We start from the raw sequence: 17,458 nt of genomic DNA, 5'->3' as shown, positions 1-17,458 counted from the left end.
TGGTTGTAGCGAGGCGGGAAGGGTGCCGACAAGGCCGTCTGTGCGGCGGATAGGTCAGGACATGGAGTCCGACACGGTGGTCGCCCTTCCCACGATGCCCTGCCGGATCGGTGTTTCCGGCCTGGGCAGGTGGTCCGCTCAACTCGACAGGGCCCAGTGTCCGGCGTGTTCGGTGAGGCCGAGGTTGAGCAGGCGCAGGTTGATCGCGGCGCCGCGCAGGTGTAGCCAGGCGTTGTTCTTGAAGGTGCCGTGGTAGCGCAGTTTCAGGCGTCGGCCGCCGCGGGTGGCTACCCGGGCGATAGCCCGCTCGACTTGCGGCCGGTCGACCCGGTAGGCGGCTGTCAGATCCGGGTCGGTGCTCCAGGCGGCGCGAGCGGCGCGCAGCAGCGCGTGTTCATAAAGATGCAGTGCTCGCCCGGACTTGCTGTCGGTGCAGCGCGCACGCAACACGCACTGGCGGCAGGCGATACCGAACACCACCGCGCGTTTCGGCGTGATTACCGGTATGACTCCGGCCGGGCGGGTGCAGGCGCCAGCGGCCCCATCCACAGGGAAGCCGTCGATGGGGAACCCGTCGGACACCGCCGGCCGGGTCGGCGGGGGTTTGAGCACCGCGCCGCATCCGGCCTGTCCCAGTGCGGCACGCAACTCTCCGGTGCCGTAGGCCGAGTCCCCGTAGCCGCGACCGGCCCGGTGCGCGCGGCGAGCATTCGGTCCTGTCCCGCGACCAGCGCCAACAGGCCGTTCGCATCGGCTGCCGCACCGTCAGCGGCTGCATCGGCTCCGGCAAAGTGCTCCACCAGCGCCAGCGCGTCGTTCACCAGCGTCGAGACCAAGCCGTCCCGGGCAGCCGGGTCGTCCCAGTCGATCCGTGGCTTGCCCGGCACCGAGTAGTCTGCACCCTGGCAGTGCCTCTCGATCGCCTCGTCAGCCGGGCACTTGCCGCCCCACCCGCCTGATCGCGGCGATCAGCTGGGTCACCGTGTCCTGGGTGGCGACCGCGTCGGCCAGGATCGTAGAGTCCCAGCCGATGCGATCAGCTCCAGTTGACGCCTGCTCAGTTATTCGCGGTCCAGGTCTCCGTGAAATCGGTGCCATTGGTCAGGGCGCTGGTCGTGGCCAGCGTGTGGCCGTTGCGGGCCAGGTTGATCTGGTCGGGGTCGGCCGCGGCGAGCGGCTGGCCGTCGATCCGGGAGCCGGTGAAGGTGGCGGTTCCGAAGTCGGGCAGCGGAGTGAGGACGCCGAAGATGGTCTTGGGCGTCTCGGCGACCACTTCGGCGCTGGCATTGGTGGCGCCGCTGGCGGCCTTCTGCAGGTTGTCCTCGGTCCAGCCCTGGGTCAGGTCGGTGAGCAAGAGCTCGTATTCGGCGTTGCCCTGGAAGGTCACCTTGGCGGTGAACTTGTCGCCGGCCTTGATCGGGTCCTTGTAGAACTGGATGGTGTTGGGGAAGGTCTCCCACCAGGTGGCGTAGGACGCCTGGCCCCAGGAGCACAGGGCGCCGGTGCCCGTCTGCTCGACAGTGGGGCTGCCGTCTCCGTCGAGACCGGCCCAGAGCAGGACCCAGCCGTCGCCCTTCGAGCAGTCCACGGCCGGCTGGGTCCAGGTGGATTCCACGCTGGTGTAGGTACCGGAGTGGGCGGCGTAGCCGGACCAGTTCTGGGTGGTGGTGGTTTGCGCGCGCAACAGGGAGTGTGCCGCGTGCGAGTTCGGGACCATCGGACCGGCGAACAAAGCGGCCGGGTGCGCAGTTGGCGCGGCGGCTTCGACGGCCAGAGTCCCGGTGGCGACAACGGCTATAGCGACCGCAGGCACACCGAGCCTGCGCTTGTTGTGTGAGGGTGACATGTCATCCTTCCGCGATGCTGGAGGTCAGGGTACGTACACAGACGGAAGTAGTATTGCAATCAGAATTCACAATCTGCGCACAGCGATCGCATAGCAAGGGCCTGACTAGTAGGGCTCGGTTAGGCCGGGGAACGTTCCTGGCCGGGTGTGGTCAGGGGCCTTCGGCAGGTGGGGCACCGGCCGGTCCATACCGCGAGCACCGTTTGCAGGTCGGCGGTGATGCGGTATGCCGTCAGGCCGGTGCCTCCGGTTTTGGGTTCAAACGCTCGCTGGTCACGAAGGCGGGCCACGGCGACCAGCACGACGTGGTGGTGCCAGCCGGCCCAGGGACGTCGGCTGGCTCGAAGCCCATCCCACCCGACCCCCGACCCCCGACCCCCGACTTGGAGCGGCGGATCATGCTGCCTTGCTCCTTGTGGCTGCTGTGGTCGGTGCCGTCCAGGGCGAGGTAGCGCAGTGCGATGAACTGGGCTTCGATCCGGTTCAGCCTTGAGGAGTTCGTCGGGGTGTAGGGGCCGTTGACACCCCCGACGAGTCAGGCCGCTCCTGCCACCTGACCTTCAGTGGCGGCCGACCAATGGAGGGGTCGCTCAGGGCAGGCGCCCCGCGGTCATCGACCCTTGGGGGAATGTGATCGCGGAAGTGGGCACTCGTGAAGAGGTCCTGCGGGTGGACGTCGATCCGGGACTGGTCGCGCGGGCGCGTACGCGTCGCCAGTTCTCCCCGATCGCCGCCTGCAATGAGGGCCGGGGCATCGCGGATCATCCTGCTGCCCCATAATGGCCGGGAAGCCGTACAGGGGGAGACAGGGCTCTGAATATGAACGAGAGCGTACACATGGGGGAGGCCGCGGCGACCGATCGCATCGGGCCCTACCTGATCGTCACCCAGCTCGGATCGGGTGCCATGGGCCGGGTGTTCCTCGGAACGGACCAGGATGGACGCCAGGCCGCGGTCAAGGTGGTCCGCTCGGACCTGGCCGACCTCCCCGAGTTCCGCAAACGTTTCTCGCGGGAGTTGCAGGTAGCCGAGCGCATCCACAGCCCGCGTATCGCTGAGATCTACAACGCCCAGACCGAAGGCCCGCGGCCGTGGCTGGCGACGGAGTACGTGCCCGGACCGACGTTGCAGGACGCCGTGGATCAGGGCGGCGGCTTCGGCAGCGAGCGACTCCGGGCCCTGGCCGCCGCCATCGCCGAAGCCCTGCTCGCCATCCACGCCGCAGAGGTCGTCCACCGCGACCTCAAGCCTGCGAACGTCCTGTTGGGCCCGGACGGGCCCAAGGTGATTGACTTCGGCGTGGCCCGCGCTCTGGACGCCTCACTGCTGACCAACACAGGACAGACGCTGGGCACACCGGCCTACATGTCTCCAGAGCAAGCCGACGGACGCTCCGTGGACAGCGCATCGGACGTGTTCGCTCTGGGCTCTCTCTTGGTCTATGCGGCAACCGGGCGTCTCGCCTTCGGCGACGGGGCGCCGTTGGCGATTCTGCACCGCGTCGTCAACAACGAGCCGGACCTCAACGGCGTCGCGGAGGACGACGCGGTACTGCGCGGGATCATCGAGGGCTGCCTGGCCAAGGAGCCGAACGACCGGCCCTCGCCACAGCACATAGCGGAGACGTTCGGCACCGCCAGTCGGCAGCCGCTGACCGGCCGCGCGGGGCAGCAGCCCGCGCTCGGCGTCGGCCTGCCGCCCACCGCTTCCGAGTCCGCCGATCTGCCGACCGCGGCCATTACGCCCAAGCGCGGCGGCAAACGCATCGCGGTGATCTCCGCGGCGACTGTTACCGCGCTCATTCTGGCCACCATCGCCGCGGTCGAGACCAGCGGCGGAGGCGCTAAGGGGAACCTCGCGACGGACGCCCCGCGCAAGGGCGACACGGCGCCCGGCGCCGGGCAGAACGGCGGTTCGTTCCCGGCCACGAACGGAACGTCCGGCAGCGGCAGTGCCGGCGGTCAGACTTCGACCGCTAGCAGTCCGAACCCGGCTCCGTCGCCGAACGGGGCGGTCGTGCCGGTGAAATCCGGTGGCGGAACCACGACGCCTGCTCCGCGCAATTCGGTGCAGGTCACGATCACCGTCTCCACCACCGGCGCGGGCGGCGGCCGGAACAGCCAGCCCGCCCCGACAACGGCTTCACACCCCGGCTCCTATCCCTCGACGACCGGACAAACGACGATGCCCCCGCCTCCAGCGCACAACCCGCCGGGGCCGATGGTCGCGAACGACATCAAATACCAGGTTCCCTACTGGGTCGGCGCCGCCACAGTCAACCTGACGTGGAAGGCCCATTCCGACGCCACGAGCTACGACGTGCATTGGACGGACAACTTCGGGAGCGGATCTGATCAGACCGTCAACGTCACCGGCACCGCGTACAGCTTTCAAATGGCCGCCGGAAGCAAAGCCTGCTTCCAGATCCGCACGGTCAACCAGTACGGTTCATCTGCCTTCTACCCGAGCCCGATCTACTGCATCGATGACCAGGGCCACCAAGTCAGCTGAGGATCCCCGCCGTACCCCTACCGGCCAGTATGTCACCGGCGGTATCGGGCATGGGGACCTGGGATCGCAAATCGTCAACGGAATAGTCGTGGTCATCACCTGTGAGGCGCGCGGGATCGGTGCGGACGCCGCACGCTGCCTGGCCCGCCGCGGAGCTGAGCGAAATGTGCGCTGATCTGCCTGGAGCCGGAGGAACTCCGCAAGACTGTAGAGGCCTGCGGCCCCGGCGCGACCGCGCGGGACGCGGACGTGACGTCCTGCGAGCAGCTCGCGGCGGCCCAGGAGCAGCAGGGTTGTCCTTGTCGAAACGTTCATCCGTGCTGGTCAGGCGACCATTCGATACGAACGGTCAGTCGTAGCAGAGGCCTGAGCCAGTTACCGTCGACCTGCGCGCGGACGGTCTCAACACCGGGCGCAGTCGCTGCTCGACCTCGCCACTGGCTCAGGAAGCTGACGCCGCCTTCGCGGAGGCGGCTGCGGCCGATCCCCGGCATCTGGCCGTCGCCTACAACGCCGGCCTGCGGCGGTGGCGGCGCGGGGAGGTGACCGACGAGGATCTGGTCACGACCCTGGAGGGGCTCCGCAGCGGAGCAGATTCCGAGCAGGTCAAGTATCTCCTGTTGAAGTACCCGGCTGCCGGCAACGCGATGGGCCGGGATGCTCGGGTGCGAGGGTGGAGCGCTGCCGGGGTGGCGGTGTCCTCGGGTGGTCTGGAGAGCGTGCGCGGTATCCGGACACTGCGATGGCGTTGGTCGAAGTCGTCGCGCGCGTATGAGAGTGGCTTCCTAGGAGGCGGGGCCTTCGTGCCCCGTCCCTCAGTCGACCAATCCCCACTTGCGTTCCACGGCGACCAGCGCCGGGTCGTCATGAGCCGTGGCGGACTGCATCGCCGCCGCGACTTCGGCCCGGATTATGTCGTTCACCTGGGTGTTCTGCACGAGACTCGTGAGCTGCTCCCACGTCAGGTACGCGGGACCGCGCAGCTCGGTGATGATCACGCCGTACTTGAGCAGCAGCGCGATGATCGGGGCACCGCACGGATCGGCGCCGTTCATGAGCGCGAAGGCCAACTCCTGCCTCAGGGCCGGGTTGGCCGACTCGTCGTGCAGGAGCGCCATTATCTTGCGGGCGTCAGCCACCCGGGGATCGGAGCCCACGTTCGAGGGCGGCTGGTACTGCACGCCTTCGGGTGTTCGGGGCGGCCCGCCGGTCCGGTTCCGTTGTCCGCAGAAGCCGGCGACGAGGATCAGGCTCAGGAAGAACCACACCACGCCGAGCGCCGGCACGGCGGTTCCCAGGGCGGCGGCCGGGCCGAAGATGATCGCAGGACAAAGGAGCCAGTGGAAGAGGTAGGTGCCCAGGATGTCTTCCGGACGCATCGCGACCATGCCGAGGATCTGGTAGCCGACGGTCGTCCCTGTGCGGTTTCGGCCGTAGCCGACCGAGTTGGTCCGCGCTGGTCCCTGCTGGGCCAGGTAGAGCCGGTTCAGCGGGACCAGCGGCATGGACAGGACGGACGCCCAGCGCGTCGCGAAGAACCGGCCCTCGGCGTCCGGGGCGCTGCGGTTCTTCAACGTGACGCCGGTGCCGTTGGTCGAGCGCATGCCGCCCACGCGGTCGTGGGGGCCCAGCGGGCGGACCTTCTCCTGGATCGGCTGGTTCGCCATGGCGACACCCTTTCGTAGGCTTCTGAGGAATCCAACTCCTCCTGTCCCAGCACCGCTCCGTTCCGCTCGACGGCTCGAAGTACCAACCGGGATTCATCATCCCCCTGGACCGGCGCGGCCGACCAAGATCACCGGTGAAGGCCCAGGCATGATCGAGGGTGCTGCTGAAGCGGATTTCCGGTATCGAAGTGTAAAAAAAGACGCACAGGATCGGTCCTGGAAGCTTCCAGGGTCAACACCCTCGGCCGTCCGGAAGGGGGGCGACAAGGTACCCGCTCCGGCGGTGTCCGATCTGCGGCGCTTGACTGCCCTGGAGGCTTACAGGTACCGACGCGGGTCAGAGCCCTGCTTGCATGGGCGGTGCACGACAGCCCCCCGATGAGGACCCCGGTACGGAAATGCCGGCCCGTCCGAAGGACCCTGCCACCGACAGAAGAGAGAGGCACATGACAACCAGGAATCGCGTCGCCGCGATCATCGTCGCGACCGGACTCGGACTGTTCGGCGTTACCTCCGCTGACCAGGCTTCGGCGCTCAGCTCCGATACCGGAGTCTGCTCCGGGGTCCCCAGCGGCTCGACGTACACAGGGCACTGCCACGGATACGCGGCTGGGACCTTCTTTGAAGCCTACGCCCAGTGCTCCGACGGCCACACCGCGATCGGAGACCTGGCACCCGCCGACAGCGGCGGCGGGTTCTCCACCGCCTTCTGCGGCAGCAGCACCGCGCTATACGGTTGGAACCAGCTGATCTGACCCCGATACCGCAATCCTCGCGCGGTCTCGAAGCCGCCGCGTGGAAATGCCGCAGCTTCGGTGACGGGTCAGAGGCTGCGGCATCCGATTCGGCCGGAGCATGGAACCCGACCTGCGGCTTCCGCCGCCCTGGAAGCTTACAGGTGCCGACACGGATCAAAGCCCTGTTTGTATGGCGGAGCAAGGCGCCCCCCTGAGGAGGATCCAGATACAGGAATGCCCGGCTCGTCCATACAGTCGCTGATAGTGGGCGCCTCCTGAAGCACCAGGTAGCTTGAACTTCTGATCAAGGGGAGTTGTTTCATGTCTGCTCGTCCTCGTATGCCGGCAATGGTCGGTGCCGCGTGCGTCGCACTGTTGCTCGCCGGGTGCTCGAGTTCGGGCACGGTCGGCGTGGACGGGCTGTCGAAGGGCGGTGCGCGGGCTATCACTGGGGGGACCTCCGACAGCGCGTCAGGCCAGACAGGTGGCGCGAGCGGCGATGCCGGCTGCTCCGAGGCGTTGCCCGCCATTCAGAACGCCGAGAAGGCCCAGAAATCCAATGACTTGCAGGCTGCCCTGAAGGTTGCCGACACCTCGATAGGGCAGCTGCGGCAGGCCGCTCTCGTCACCCAGAAGTCCGGCGGGAAGGACGCGATGAACAAGGTCGCCGACGACATGCAGGCCGTCGTGACGCAGGCGGAGAGCGGGCGGAATCCGTCCACGCACCAGGCAGTGACGGACGCCCAGGTGGTCGCGGGGATCTGCGGGGCGTGAGCCGGTCCGCTGCGTGGTGGGTCCGCTGGCGGGCTACCCGGCCCGCGATCCGCCGCGCGCCTGGTCAACACCGAACCAACGCAGGTTCCCGCACCCGTAGAACTGGCCGGCCAGCTTGACGCGTCCGCGGCCTTCGTCCGCGGCATCAGACGGGCCAGGGCGCTCCAGCGAGTCCGAGCCGACTCGTTGAGCTCACCGAAGCTCTGCTTGCGCCAGTATGCTGTTATGTGGACTGTCGCCGCAGTCGGTCCATGCCGGATCAGCAGCGATGCCGGCGATGGCGAAGACGTCGACGTCCCGCAAGGCCTCGGACAGGACGCGCGGCGGTACGCCCACCAGATCAGCCGGCCGCCACTGCCATCCCTGCTTGCGGGCGAAGCGGACCTGGTCGGTGGGGCGCAGCGGGCTTGCATCCTGGTCGTCATCCGCAATGACCAGGATGACGAAGAACCGGGCGTGCCAGTCGGTCCCGGTGAACTCCTTGACCGCTTCGGTCTGGAGCCCCGAGCTCCATCAGGGCGCCTTGCCCGGGCCGCTCACGGTCGCCGGCCTGGCGCGATTGTCTCGATCATCTGCGGATGGGCGGGGCCGACGGCTGACCAGCCAAAGGTTCGTGATGGCAGGAGGCTGAGATGTTCCTCGCGCACCAGGTTGAACCGCAGTGCTGTGGATACGAGGGCGGCGCGCTGCCAGTCGGCCTTATCCTCCTTCTCGCCACTGTCCGGGGCGACGTCCCGGACCCGCAGCTTGGTGCGCGCCAGGTAGTCGATGTGGAAGTTGATGGCGGACCGCGTCAGGTCACGGCAGGACTCCAGACCCCGCAGACGCTCGACGATCTGCGGGACGCTGGGCAGCACCACCGAGGCTCCGTCGCGCAGCCGCGGCTCACACAAGGCGACCAGCACCAGGAAGTATTTGGCGCTCTCGTTGAGCAGGAAGGCGGCCTGGGTCTTCAACGCGCCGTGGCTGACGGCTTTGGTGACGTAGACGTGTTCCGGGGCGAATATGGTCACTGACAACTGGCCGTCCCGGCCGGGCACCACAAGCTTGGAGATCTCGAATGGCACCGGCATGTCGAGCCGCCCCTGTGCCACCTTCACGAACTCACCCCCGCCCTCCGGGTTCTCCACGATGTACGTGGCTCGCGAGGACAGGTTGGAGATCGTCCAGTAGTCGTCCACCGCCCGGATGCGCCCGGCCAGCCGCGACACCGCCGGATCGTCGAACGGCACGTCCACCGCCGCCGCACCCCGGCCCCCGCGCCCGAAGGTCGCCTCTTCGTCCGGCGCCAGCTCCAACAGCCGATCGGGAAGCTGGATGATCAGACTGGTCACGTCACGGTTCCCCACAGAAGGAGCATACTGTCGTTCGGCTTGTGCGAAACGCAGCCTATGCGATGTGCGAGTCATCGCACCACAACAGCCGATAATCGCCCGAACATACCGTAGCCGGACTCTTCACCGCTCGCTCACGGTCGTCGGTGCCGCGGCTTCCGTCCTAGCGTTCCGCTTCTGTCATAGGTCGAACCTGCTGGAGCGACTCAACCGCGAGGTCAAACGCCGAGCCGACGTCGTGCAGGTCTTCCCCAACCTGGCCGCACCCGAACGCCTCACCGGCGCGGTCCTGGCCGAACTCCACGACGAATGGCAGGTCGCCGTACGCGGCTACCTCTCTGATGGCTCCATGGCCGAACTCCTCGGCACCACCACCACAGCCCCGTTCACCGGACCAGCCGCACTCCCACCCGGCAAGAAGGCCGCCTAACAAGAGCACTTACACCACTTAGCCGCAGGTCGAATCACCCCAAGTGAACGCCATGGCGACGTTGTTGAACCCCACAGGCTCGGGGGTGGCTCTTCGGGGACTGTAAGTTGAACGGCGCTGTCGCACCTGCGGCAATATGGTCCGCATAGGGGTGGCTGCAGAGTCAGTCGCGACATCGCAGCGCCGCGGCCAGCTGATAGGCGGCTGGATCTTCCTGCTGATAGCTGCCCCCATGTTCGTGGCCGGCCTCGCCGTTCCCAACTTGCACCAAGGAGGACCACCGGTTGCGCTTTGGTGGCTACTGACTGTCTCCATGTTGTTGCTGGGTATCTATATCGCCTCGGCGGGCGCTTCGAACCATGGGGTTCACCTGATGAAGGGCCAAGGGGCCATATCGGACGTACATTCGATCCGCGAGCGGCCGACCAGGTAAGCAGAAGTCTCAACTTAGTGCGGAACGGAGTTGGCGCCAGCGGACGCGATCTGTTCCCACGGGCAGTCCTCGGCCTCCGACAGCGGCGGGTGCTCTCCTTCGTCTCGGCTGTCTGCGCCTCCGAAACATCAACGAGGTCTGGTACAGCATCGCGCTCGCAGGCTGTCGCGCAGACCGGAACCCGCTTATGTCAGGATCCTTAGTCGTAACTCCCGCCGCGCATGAACCGGCGGGAGCCATGCAACGCGCAGAGCGGCGGCTACCGGTGCACTGTGGCTTTCAAGTGTCGCGCCGATCCGCATACGACGATTTCGCCATCGCGATCAGTCCGAAGTACGACAGCGCCCGTCGAGCCGGCTAACGAGACGGTACTAGGCGACGGGTGGCCGCATGTGTTCCCTGATCCAACCGGGATGATCGATACTCGTGGTCTGGTGGTCCTGATGAAATCGGGGTTCTGGTACTTGCTCCCGCGGTGCCACAGCTTCTACTGAGCCCACCATCGATTCGTAAGCTTATGTTCCATTTTAGTAGTACTAGCTTGGCTATGTTTTGGGCCACATCATGCAGACGGCGTTCATTCACCGCGCGACTCGCGTCGGCGAAGAACACCGCTCATCGCACGTAGGTGGAGGGGTGGATCGTCACGAGCCTGGTTGTCCACAGGTCCTATGGACAACGCAGCGGAGCCATGCAGCGACGGCAGGCTGGCAGGAGCGCTCGCCGCGACGCTACCCAGGTTCGGCGATGCTGCACGCGGCTACTGGGCTGCTCGTTCCGTGTGGAAGCGACCATCTTGCCGCGAGGACGTGTCAGGATGGTGTCGTGACGGACTTCCGGGTGACATAGGTGTGGGATCGGGGGGCGCTGGTCCAGATGCGGGCCAAGCTGGCAGAGGCTGGCATTGAGCGCATTTTATCTTGAACACGCTGGTTGGAGTGCTGGTGTGGATGGGTTCGTGGGTGCTCGTGCTGTTGGTGGGCGGGTGTCTGCGTTCTAGATCGTTTGTCAGCGGGTGGTTTCGAGGTTGGTGAGGACGAGCAGGGCTCGTAGCAGATTGGTTGCCCGTGCCGGGTCGAGCCGGAGTCGGGTGAGGATGCGCCAGTTCTTCGCGGCGAAGCCGTGCTCGACGGGTGCGCGGGCGGTGGCGATGAGTTGGTCGGCCTACTTCTGAGCCGCGGTGAGCTTCTACTTGCGGGTCCGCTTGGCCCAGGTGATGGCCACCGACTCGTCGAGGTCGGCCTCCAGGCCGACGAAGCCGAGGCCGGCCAGGGCGCCCTGACCTGCGGTGGGCAGGTGCTCGCAGATCTCGTCAAGGCACTGTGGATGTTTGGGCTACTTGCAGCGTTCTCGGACCGGTTCTGGAGGTGGTGGTGCATCGCACCTGATCACCGCCCTGGAACCTTATAGGTGTCGCTGAACGATCGTCGGTGATGGCATAGGTCATTGATGGCCGACGGGTCGAACGGGGGACGATCGTGACACCTGACGAGATGCTGCGGCTGGGGATCGAGCGCGAACAGCAGGGTGATCTCGCCGAGGCGGAGCGGCTTTATGCCGCCGCCGGGGAGGCCGGGATCGCTGATGCGATGAATCGGTGCGGGGATTTGATGGCCAAGCGGGGTGACGATGAGGGGGCTGAGCAGTGGTATCGCAGGGCCGCCGCCACCGGCGACGCGTTCGGGGCGTACAACCTCGGCTTCATGGCGCGCCAGCGCGGGGACGACGCTGAAGCTGAGGGGTGGTACCGCAAGGCTGCGGCGGCCGGGGACAAAGACGCGGCGCTGGAGTTGGCGGTGACGTTGGCGGCTCAGGGCCGGCCCGACGAAGCCGAAGGCCGGGACCATGCGGCCGCGCGCGGTCCAGCAGATGTCGACCGGCGCTTCTTCTGGTTGATTCCTCCTGCGGTGTCCTTGTCGATCACCCTGTTCTTGCTTCCGATTGCCATTGCCCTGGTGTTCCTGTCGGATTTCAGCAACGAATCGTGCGGTTCCGTTGCCGACTGTCCCAAGGACTTCGCCTCCCTGGACCACACGGGATGGCTCATAGACGCGTCGGGGATCGTGGCAATCGTCCAGTGGCTGCCTGCCTATTTCCTGCCCCGCGTCTTGCGGCTGGCGCTCGCCGCCGTGCCGCCACTGCTCGCCGTGGCCGCGATAGTCAACGCATGGAACACCCCGATCGGCCAGTGACGTGCATAGGTGTGGGGCTCGAAAATACGAATCTGGGGGGTCTGGCGCGCCGATACAGGTCGAGGACGTCGGCCGTCTCGCTGGTGATCGGCCCGTTCGGGTTCGCTGTAGCGGCCTTTCCAGGACATCAGGCCGGGAACGATCCGGCCGATGACGAACTGGGCCGGGTCCGGCTAGTCGGCCTATCATCGCCTATGCGCCTGCAGGGGCTCAGTTTGTTGACGTACACTCCGTGTTTCGGAGGTTTGGCTTGGTCGTCGTGGCGAAGGAGAAAGAGACAGTGCGGCTATTCACCCGTGTCGCAGCGGTGGCGACCGGTGCGGTGTTCGGGCTGGCTGTCGCAGGCTGCGGTAGCAGCGGCACCCTCAACAACGCGGGGTCCGGCACGAGCGGCACCGGTCGCCACTCGAACTCGCCCTCCTCGGGCGCGACCGGCAGCGGGTCGGTTGGCTGCGGCGTGTTCGACTCACTCTCGCAGCAACACCCAGACGAGTTGGCCGGCACCAGCACCGACTCCTCGGCGTATCGGGACGCCGAGCAGATGCTCACCGAACTCCCGAACGGGATCACTGCCGTGCTCCTCGCCGAGCTGCACAGCCTCAATGACGACTTGGGCTCCGCCGACTTGAACGTCTCCGACAACGGCTCGGTCTCGAACGACACCCAGAAAAAGCTGCTGGGCGACTTGGAGGCACTCCATGCGACGTGCGGCGGCGGCACCTGATCACGTCGACCCTCACATCGTCGAACACCTCAACGCTGCTGGCCTCGGCGCCCTGGCCGACCTCGGGTTCCTCGGCCTCGCCGACACCAGCGAGGACCCGGTGGTCATCACCGGCTACGGCGCCACCAAGAAACGCAAGCTCACAGCCGGCCAGAAGCGCGCCAACACGTGATCTCCGCAGCCCGCGCCCTCGTCGAGCACGGCTTCGCACACTTGAGAACTGGCGGATCCTCACCAAACTCCGCACCGACCCCGCCCGCGCCACCAACCTGCTCCGCGCCCTGCTCGTACTGACCAACCTCGAACTCGACCGGTGACGGACGATCAAGGCTGAGGGTGCCGATAACCTATGCGACCTGCCGATATTCGTGGAACAGCCCTCCGGCGCGATCACGCCGTCGGACCCGGAACTCCTCAAGATCGACCACGTTGTCCGGCCGCGGACGCATCGGCGCGGCCTGGTCGAGGGACCGGTGTGGGCGGTGACCGTTGTAGAAGGTCTCGTATTCGCGCAGCAGCCGCATCAGATGCTCCAAGTTCCAGATGAGGGTACGGTCGGTCAGCTCCGCACGCTGAGACCGGAACCAGCACTCCATGATCGCGTTCTGGCGGGGTGCCCGTATTCCGGTGCAGACCACGTCCATCCCGGCGGCAGCAAACACCGCGTCGAACGCCGCACCGAACGATGCGTCCCGATCGTGGATCAGGAACTTCACCCTCGCTCCGGCGTCATCCAAGTCCATCAGCACGTTCCGGGCCTGCTGCGTGACCCAATCCGCCGTCGGATGGAAGGTGGCACCCAACACCCGGGCCCGACGGGTCGCGTGCTCGATTACCGCCAGCACGTATGCCTTCGACCCTGTCCTACTCCAAAACCCTGCTACTGGGTGTGACCTGGGGTTTTAAGCCGCTGTTCGATACTCGTTGATCAAGCCTCCGAGCCGTTTTCGGCGGCGGATCTCGTTGATAGGCACTGGCATTGGGATTACGTTGGATCGATCGTCCGGTGCACGCAGACCCATTTTGTGGCCTTGATGAGAGCGGCCGGAGTTGTAGTGCTCGAGGTATTCGCCCAAGACCCGACGTAGGTGGTGCTGCCCGACTATGAGGAGACGGTCGCAGCATTCGCGGCGGATCGAGCCGATCAGCCGCTCCGCGTAGGCGTTCATCCTCGGCGCCTGCGGCGCGGTCAGCAAGGACTCGACACCGATCGAGGTGAACACCGCGTCGAAGGACTCGGTGAACTTTGCATCCCGGTCCCGGATCAGCCGGGTGAAGCGGTGCCCGGCCTGCTCCAGATCGGCGGCGAGTTCCCGGGCGACTTGAGTGGCCCAGGCGCCGGTCGGATGGTCGGTGACGCCCAGCAGATAGGCCCGGCGGCTGCCGACCTCAATGACGACCGCCGCATACAGCCGCTTTAGCATCACAGTGTCGACATGCAGAAAGTCGATTGCCAGAATCGTCTCTGCTTGTGAGCGCAGGAACGTTCGCCACGTGTCGTTACGCCGGTCCGGAGGCGGGATCCTGCGCGAGCGGAGGATCCGTCGGATCGTGGAGGCGCCGATGTGGTGACCGAGCCGGCGCAGTTCGCCCTGGATCCGCACCGTACCCCAGCTCGGGTTCTCGCTCGCGAGCCGGACGATCAACGCCACCACATCGGCCGGGATCGGCGGACGACCTGGCGGTTTGGGCTGGCGCCACTTGTTCGCGATCAGCCGGCGATGCCACCGCAGTAGCGTGCCGGGGGTCACCAGCCGGTGTGCTCGCAGCGCCTTCGGCAGGACCCTGGCCAACGCGGACAAGACTGCCCGATCGGACCAGTCAATCCGCGGCTTCGGATTGGTCCGGCGCAGCACCGCAACCTCATGCCGGAGAGCAAGTAATTCCGCGTCCTTCGATGCCGAGGACCGGGCCAACAACACCAGCCAACCCAGCACGCTGACGAAAATCCGATACAGCAGACCGACAGCCACGGGACGTGATCCTCCCAGATGCACCGTCCCAGGTCACACCCGATGGCCGAGTATTGGCGTAGGACAGGGCGTAACCGGCCTCGGCGGTCTCGCTGTCGCGGCCGGGATGCAGCAACGGGCGCCGCAGCCCACGCCTCCTGCCGTCGTCGCGCCGACCGGCGATACCGCCAGCGCCACGCCGTCACCCCGCGCGTCGACTGCCAAGCCGCCAGCGACAACGTCCCCGACCCCTTCGAGGCAGCCGGCCACCACCGCCAACACCGCGGACGGCGCGATCGCGGCACGGGGAACCATCAGTCCGCACAGCATCATCTACTGGGCTCAGAACGATCTGACGATCGACGTGGCGCAGCCGCTGACCACACTGACGGTAGAGATACGGATCGCGCAGACCGACGGCGTACAACACACAGGCGAGTGGCGGACGGCGCCAGCCGACGACTTCACCGTCAGCGTGGCGCCGGCCGACGGGTTCCTGGTCTACCGCTGGACCCTTAAGCCCGGCCGGACAGTCCCGGCACTGCAGGAGGTCTTCGCCGCCCAGTACAACCACAAGACCGGCAAGCGGGACGCTAGCAAAGACACCTTCCGCGTCGAGACCACCGTGGCCGGCCATACCTCCGTGGTCGGGGGGAACTTCCCGGCCGGAAGCTGAGCCCTCCCTGTGGGGTTCAATAACCCTGCCGAGGCGTTGACCTCGGTCTATGCTGCGGCGTCGTATTCGTTGATGAGGCCTCCGAGGATCTTCGTTCGAGTGATTTGCGGGGCCGGGAACGGGATGACGTTGGGGTCGTCCAGTGGCGCCCGCGGGTCAGAAGGAAGTGGGCCCAGCCCAGGCCGCCGGGGCCTCCGCCGATGGCGGAAGAGTTGGTGGAGTTGATCGTGCGCCTGGCCCGGGAGAACCGTACCTGGGGTGTGGTGCGGATCCAAGGCGAGTTGCGCCGGCTCGGACACCGGATCGGGGCGGGTACCATCCGCAGGATCCTGCGATCGCATCGCATCCCGCCACCTTCGGCCCGGGATGATTCGTGGCGCACTTTCCTGCGCGCTCACGCCGAGACGATCCTGGCCTTGGACTTCTTCCACGTCGACTGTGCGGTCACATTGACCCGGCTATACGTGGCGTTCGTGATCGAACACTCCACCCGCCGGGTCCACCTGCTCGGCGTGACTCGCTGTCCGACCGGGGCCTGGGCCGTGCAGCTGGCGCGGGAGTTCACCGCCGACCTGGAAGAGGCCGCGCACCGGTTCACCCGGCTGCTCCGGGATCGCGACAGCAAGTTCACCTGCGCCTTCGATGCCATGTTCGCCTCGGCGGGTATCGAGGCGGTGCTCACCGCGCCGCAGTCGCCGCGGATGAACGCGATCGCGGAACGGTTCGTACGCACCCATCCGCACCTAGGTCGTGTCTGAGGTTCTGATCACGCTGTTGGTTTGAGGCTGCGTATCCAGATCAGTGCCCCGCGTAGTTGGAGTCCGGCCAGGTAGCTCTCGGGCTTCTTGTCACTGCGCATGGCCAGGCCGCGCCATATCTTGATCTTGTTGATGCAGCGCTCCACCGTGTTGCGCTCCTTGTACAGTTCGGCGTCGAAGGCAACAGGTCGCCCGCCGGCACTCCCGCGCTTCTTGCGGTGTGCGGCCTGGTCCGTCTTCTCCGGGATCACTGCTTTAATGCCGCGTTTGTGCAGGTGGGCACGGTTGGCGCGGGATGAGTAGGCCTTATCGGCGGCGACCGCGTCCGGGCGGGTGCGCGGCCGCCCGACCGGGCCCCGGACCTTGACCTTCGCCAGGACCGCAGCGAATTGCGGACTGTCGCCGGCCTGGCCGGGGGTCAGCACGAAAGACAGCGGCCGGCACCACCTGTCCGCTGACAGGTGGACCTTGCCGGTCAGCCCGCCACGCGAACGCCCAAGTGCGGCGGCGGTGAGCCGGGCCCGGCGACGGCGTCGCACCCACCGCCGTTGTTCAGCCGCGTTCTGTTCCTCGTCGCTCAGTGGGGCGGTTTGTCCGGTTGCTGCCGCCCCTTTTCCTCGGCCGCTGCCTTCTCAAGCGCCTCGAGGACCTGCGGATCAAGGCGCATCCCCGCCGCATCCTGGTGTGCACGCACGCTGGTGGAGTCCACGCTCCCCAGCGACAGGTCCGCCTGCCCACGCCGGGCTGCCTCGGCGATCATCGCGTCCATCAACGCCGCGAACACCCCGGCCTCGCGCCAACGGGCGAACGCATCGTAGACCGTCTGCCAAGGCCCGAACTCGGCAGGCATCTCCCGCCACTGACTGCCCGTGCGGAACCGCCAAATCACCCCTTCGACCTGGTCACGCAGGCGTTGCGGGTACGGGCCGAACCGCCCGATCGGAAGCAGAGGCTCGATCAACGCCCACTCGTCGTCGCTCAGCTCACGTCGCGTCACATCAGCGTTCTACCAGCCTCAACCCGGTCACGGGATAGAAACTACGAATACTGATCGCAACACCAGACACGACCTAGTGCACCGATCGGATGCTCATCGCCGGAGAGCGCCCCCTGCGCACCGTCCTGGATCGATACATCGATCACTACAACACCGGACGAAGCCATCAGGGCCAGGGGATGGAACTACGCGCACCCAATGACGCTTCGAACGTGATCCCCTTCCCGGCCCTGCCGGGACAGATCCGCAAGAAATCCGTCCTAGAAGGACTGATCAACGAGTATCAAGCAGCTTCCTGAAACCCCAGGTCATAGCCTATGGGCGAGTTTCAGAGGTACTACAGGCAAGGCTACGGTGCTGGCCGCCGCCGTCTACGGCGTGCTGCGCCGGGCCGCGGGACAGCGGCGACGACGCTGCGGTGGCGTGA

Annotated in this window: 16 protein-coding genes and 1 pseudogene; 10 read left to right on the top strand and 7 right to left on the bottom strand. The window is 66.6% G+C overall.

The annotated features are described in order from the left end of the window. Window positions 1–138: 138 nt before the first annotated feature. Both ABH926_RS45670 and ABH926_RS45665 read right to left on the bottom strand, forming a co-directional pair. Window positions 139–648 (bottom strand): transposase, encoded by a 510-nt coding sequence (locus ABH926_RS45670; protein ID WP_370373335.1) that lies wholly within the window; start codon window positions 646–648, stop codon window positions 139–141. Window positions 649–1,057: 409 nt separating this feature from the next. After that, the gene (locus ABH926_RS45665) at window positions 1,058–1,846 is read right to left on the bottom strand and encodes a G1 family glutamic endopeptidase (RefSeq protein WP_370373333.1); all 789 of its coding nucleotides are present in this window, start codon (window positions 1,844–1,846) and stop codon (window positions 1,058–1,060) included. A gap of 819 nt (window positions 1,847–2,665) precedes the next feature. Here ABH926_RS45665 and ABH926_RS45660 point away from each other — a divergent pair. Then, a complete protein-coding gene (locus ABH926_RS45660; protein WP_370373332.1) occupies window positions 2,666–4,357 on the top strand; it encodes a serine/threonine protein kinase in 1,692 nt (563 codons plus the stop codon). A gap of 815 nt (window positions 4,358–5,172) precedes the next feature. On the opposite strand, the gene ABH926_RS45655 is transcribed toward ABH926_RS45660, so the two are convergent. Further along, window positions 5,173–6,024 carry a hypothetical protein gene (locus ABH926_RS45655; protein ID WP_370373330.1) on the bottom strand — a complete coding sequence of 284 codons (852 nt, stop codon included), beginning with the start codon at window positions 6,022–6,024 and terminating at the stop codon, window positions 5,173–5,175. Window positions 6,025–6,470: 446 nt separating this feature from the next. Here ABH926_RS45655 and ABH926_RS45650 point away from each other — a divergent pair, with 446 nt between their 5' ends. Beyond that, entirely contained in the window at window positions 6,471–6,779 is a 309-nt protein-coding gene (locus ABH926_RS45650) for a hypothetical protein (RefSeq protein ID WP_370373328.1), read from the top strand. Window positions 6,780–7,082: 303 nt separating this feature from the next. Then, on the top strand, window positions 7,083–7,535 hold the full coding sequence (locus tag ABH926_RS45645; RefSeq protein ID WP_370373327.1) for a hypothetical protein: 453 nt from the start codon (window positions 7,083–7,085) through the stop codon (window positions 7,533–7,535). A gap of 536 nt (window positions 7,536–8,071) precedes the next feature. On the opposite strand, the gene ABH926_RS45640 is transcribed toward ABH926_RS45645, so the two are convergent. Continuing rightward, window positions 8,072–8,869: a serine/threonine protein kinase gene (locus ABH926_RS45640; protein WP_370373325.1), complete on the bottom strand. Its 798-nt coding sequence runs from the start codon at window positions 8,867–8,869 to the stop codon at window positions 8,072–8,074. 181 nt (window positions 8,870–9,050) lie between these two features. Here ABH926_RS45640 and ABH926_RS45635 point away from each other — a divergent pair. The 4 genes and pseudogenes from ABH926_RS45635 to ABH926_RS45620 all read left to right on the top strand — a co-directional run. Further along, window positions 9,051–9,299: pseudogene (locus tag ABH926_RS45635) on the top strand (transposase); the annotation flags it as partial. 1,911 nt (window positions 9,300–11,210) lie between these two features. After that, window positions 11,211–11,924, top strand: coding sequence for a tetratricopeptide repeat protein (locus ABH926_RS45630; RefSeq protein WP_370373324.1), 714 nt, complete (start codon window positions 11,211–11,213; stop codon window positions 11,922–11,924). 250 nt (window positions 11,925–12,174) lie between these two features. Next, the gene (locus ABH926_RS45625; RefSeq protein WP_370373322.1) at window positions 12,175–12,648 is read left to right on the top strand and encodes a hypothetical protein; all 474 of its coding nucleotides are present in this window, start codon (window positions 12,175–12,177) and stop codon (window positions 12,646–12,648) included. Beyond that, window positions 12,623–12,820: a hypothetical protein gene (locus ABH926_RS45620; protein WP_370373320.1), complete on the top strand. Its 198-nt coding sequence runs from the start codon at window positions 12,623–12,625 to the stop codon at window positions 12,818–12,820. The genes ABH926_RS45625 and ABH926_RS45620 overlap by 26 nt, the downstream gene beginning before the upstream one ends. A gap of 175 nt (window positions 12,821–12,995) precedes the next feature. Here the strand turns inward: ABH926_RS45620 and ABH926_RS45615 are convergent, their stop codons facing one another. Next, window positions 12,996–13,364, bottom strand: coding sequence for an integrase core domain-containing protein (locus ABH926_RS45615; protein ID WP_370373318.1), 369 nt, complete (start codon window positions 13,362–13,364; stop codon window positions 12,996–12,998). 186 nt (window positions 13,365–13,550) lie between these two features. Then, complete coding sequence (locus tag ABH926_RS45610) at window positions 13,551–14,621, bottom strand: integrase core domain-containing protein (protein WP_370373316.1); 1,071 nt, start codon at window positions 14,619–14,621, stop codon at window positions 13,551–13,553. A gap of 106 nt (window positions 14,622–14,727) precedes the next feature. Between ABH926_RS45610 and ABH926_RS45605 the strand changes: the two genes are divergently transcribed. Next, a complete protein-coding gene (locus tag ABH926_RS45605) occupies window positions 14,728–15,276 on the top strand; it encodes a hypothetical protein (RefSeq protein ID WP_370373314.1) in 549 nt (182 codons plus the stop codon). Between the two features lie 200 nt (window positions 15,277–15,476). Beyond that, window positions 15,477–16,034, top strand: coding sequence for an IS3 family transposase (locus ABH926_RS45600; protein ID WP_370373312.1), 558 nt, complete (start codon window positions 15,477–15,479; stop codon window positions 16,032–16,034). Between the two features lie 8 nt (window positions 16,035–16,042). Here ABH926_RS45600 and ABH926_RS45595 read toward each other — a convergent pair. Next, a protein-coding gene (locus ABH926_RS45595) for an IS5 family transposase (RefSeq protein WP_370373310.1) occupies window positions 16,043–17,031 on the bottom strand; the annotation gives its coding sequence in 2 pieces (ribosomal slippage) (window positions 16,043–16,639 and window positions 16,642–17,031; 987 coding nt in all). Between the two features lie 89 nt (window positions 17,032–17,120). Here ABH926_RS45595 and ABH926_RS45590 point away from each other — a divergent pair. Further along, entirely contained in the window at window positions 17,121–17,330 is a 210-nt protein-coding gene (locus ABH926_RS45590) for a hypothetical protein (protein WP_370373308.1), read from the top strand. The last annotated feature ends 128 nt before the right edge of the window (window positions 17,331–17,458 follow it).

This window comes from Catenulispora sp. GP43, from assembly GCF_041260665.1.
Classification (GTDB): domain Bacteria; phylum Actinomycetota; class Actinomycetes; order Streptomycetales; family Catenulisporaceae; genus Catenulispora.
This window is presented reverse-complemented; position numbering and strand designations above follow the sequence as displayed.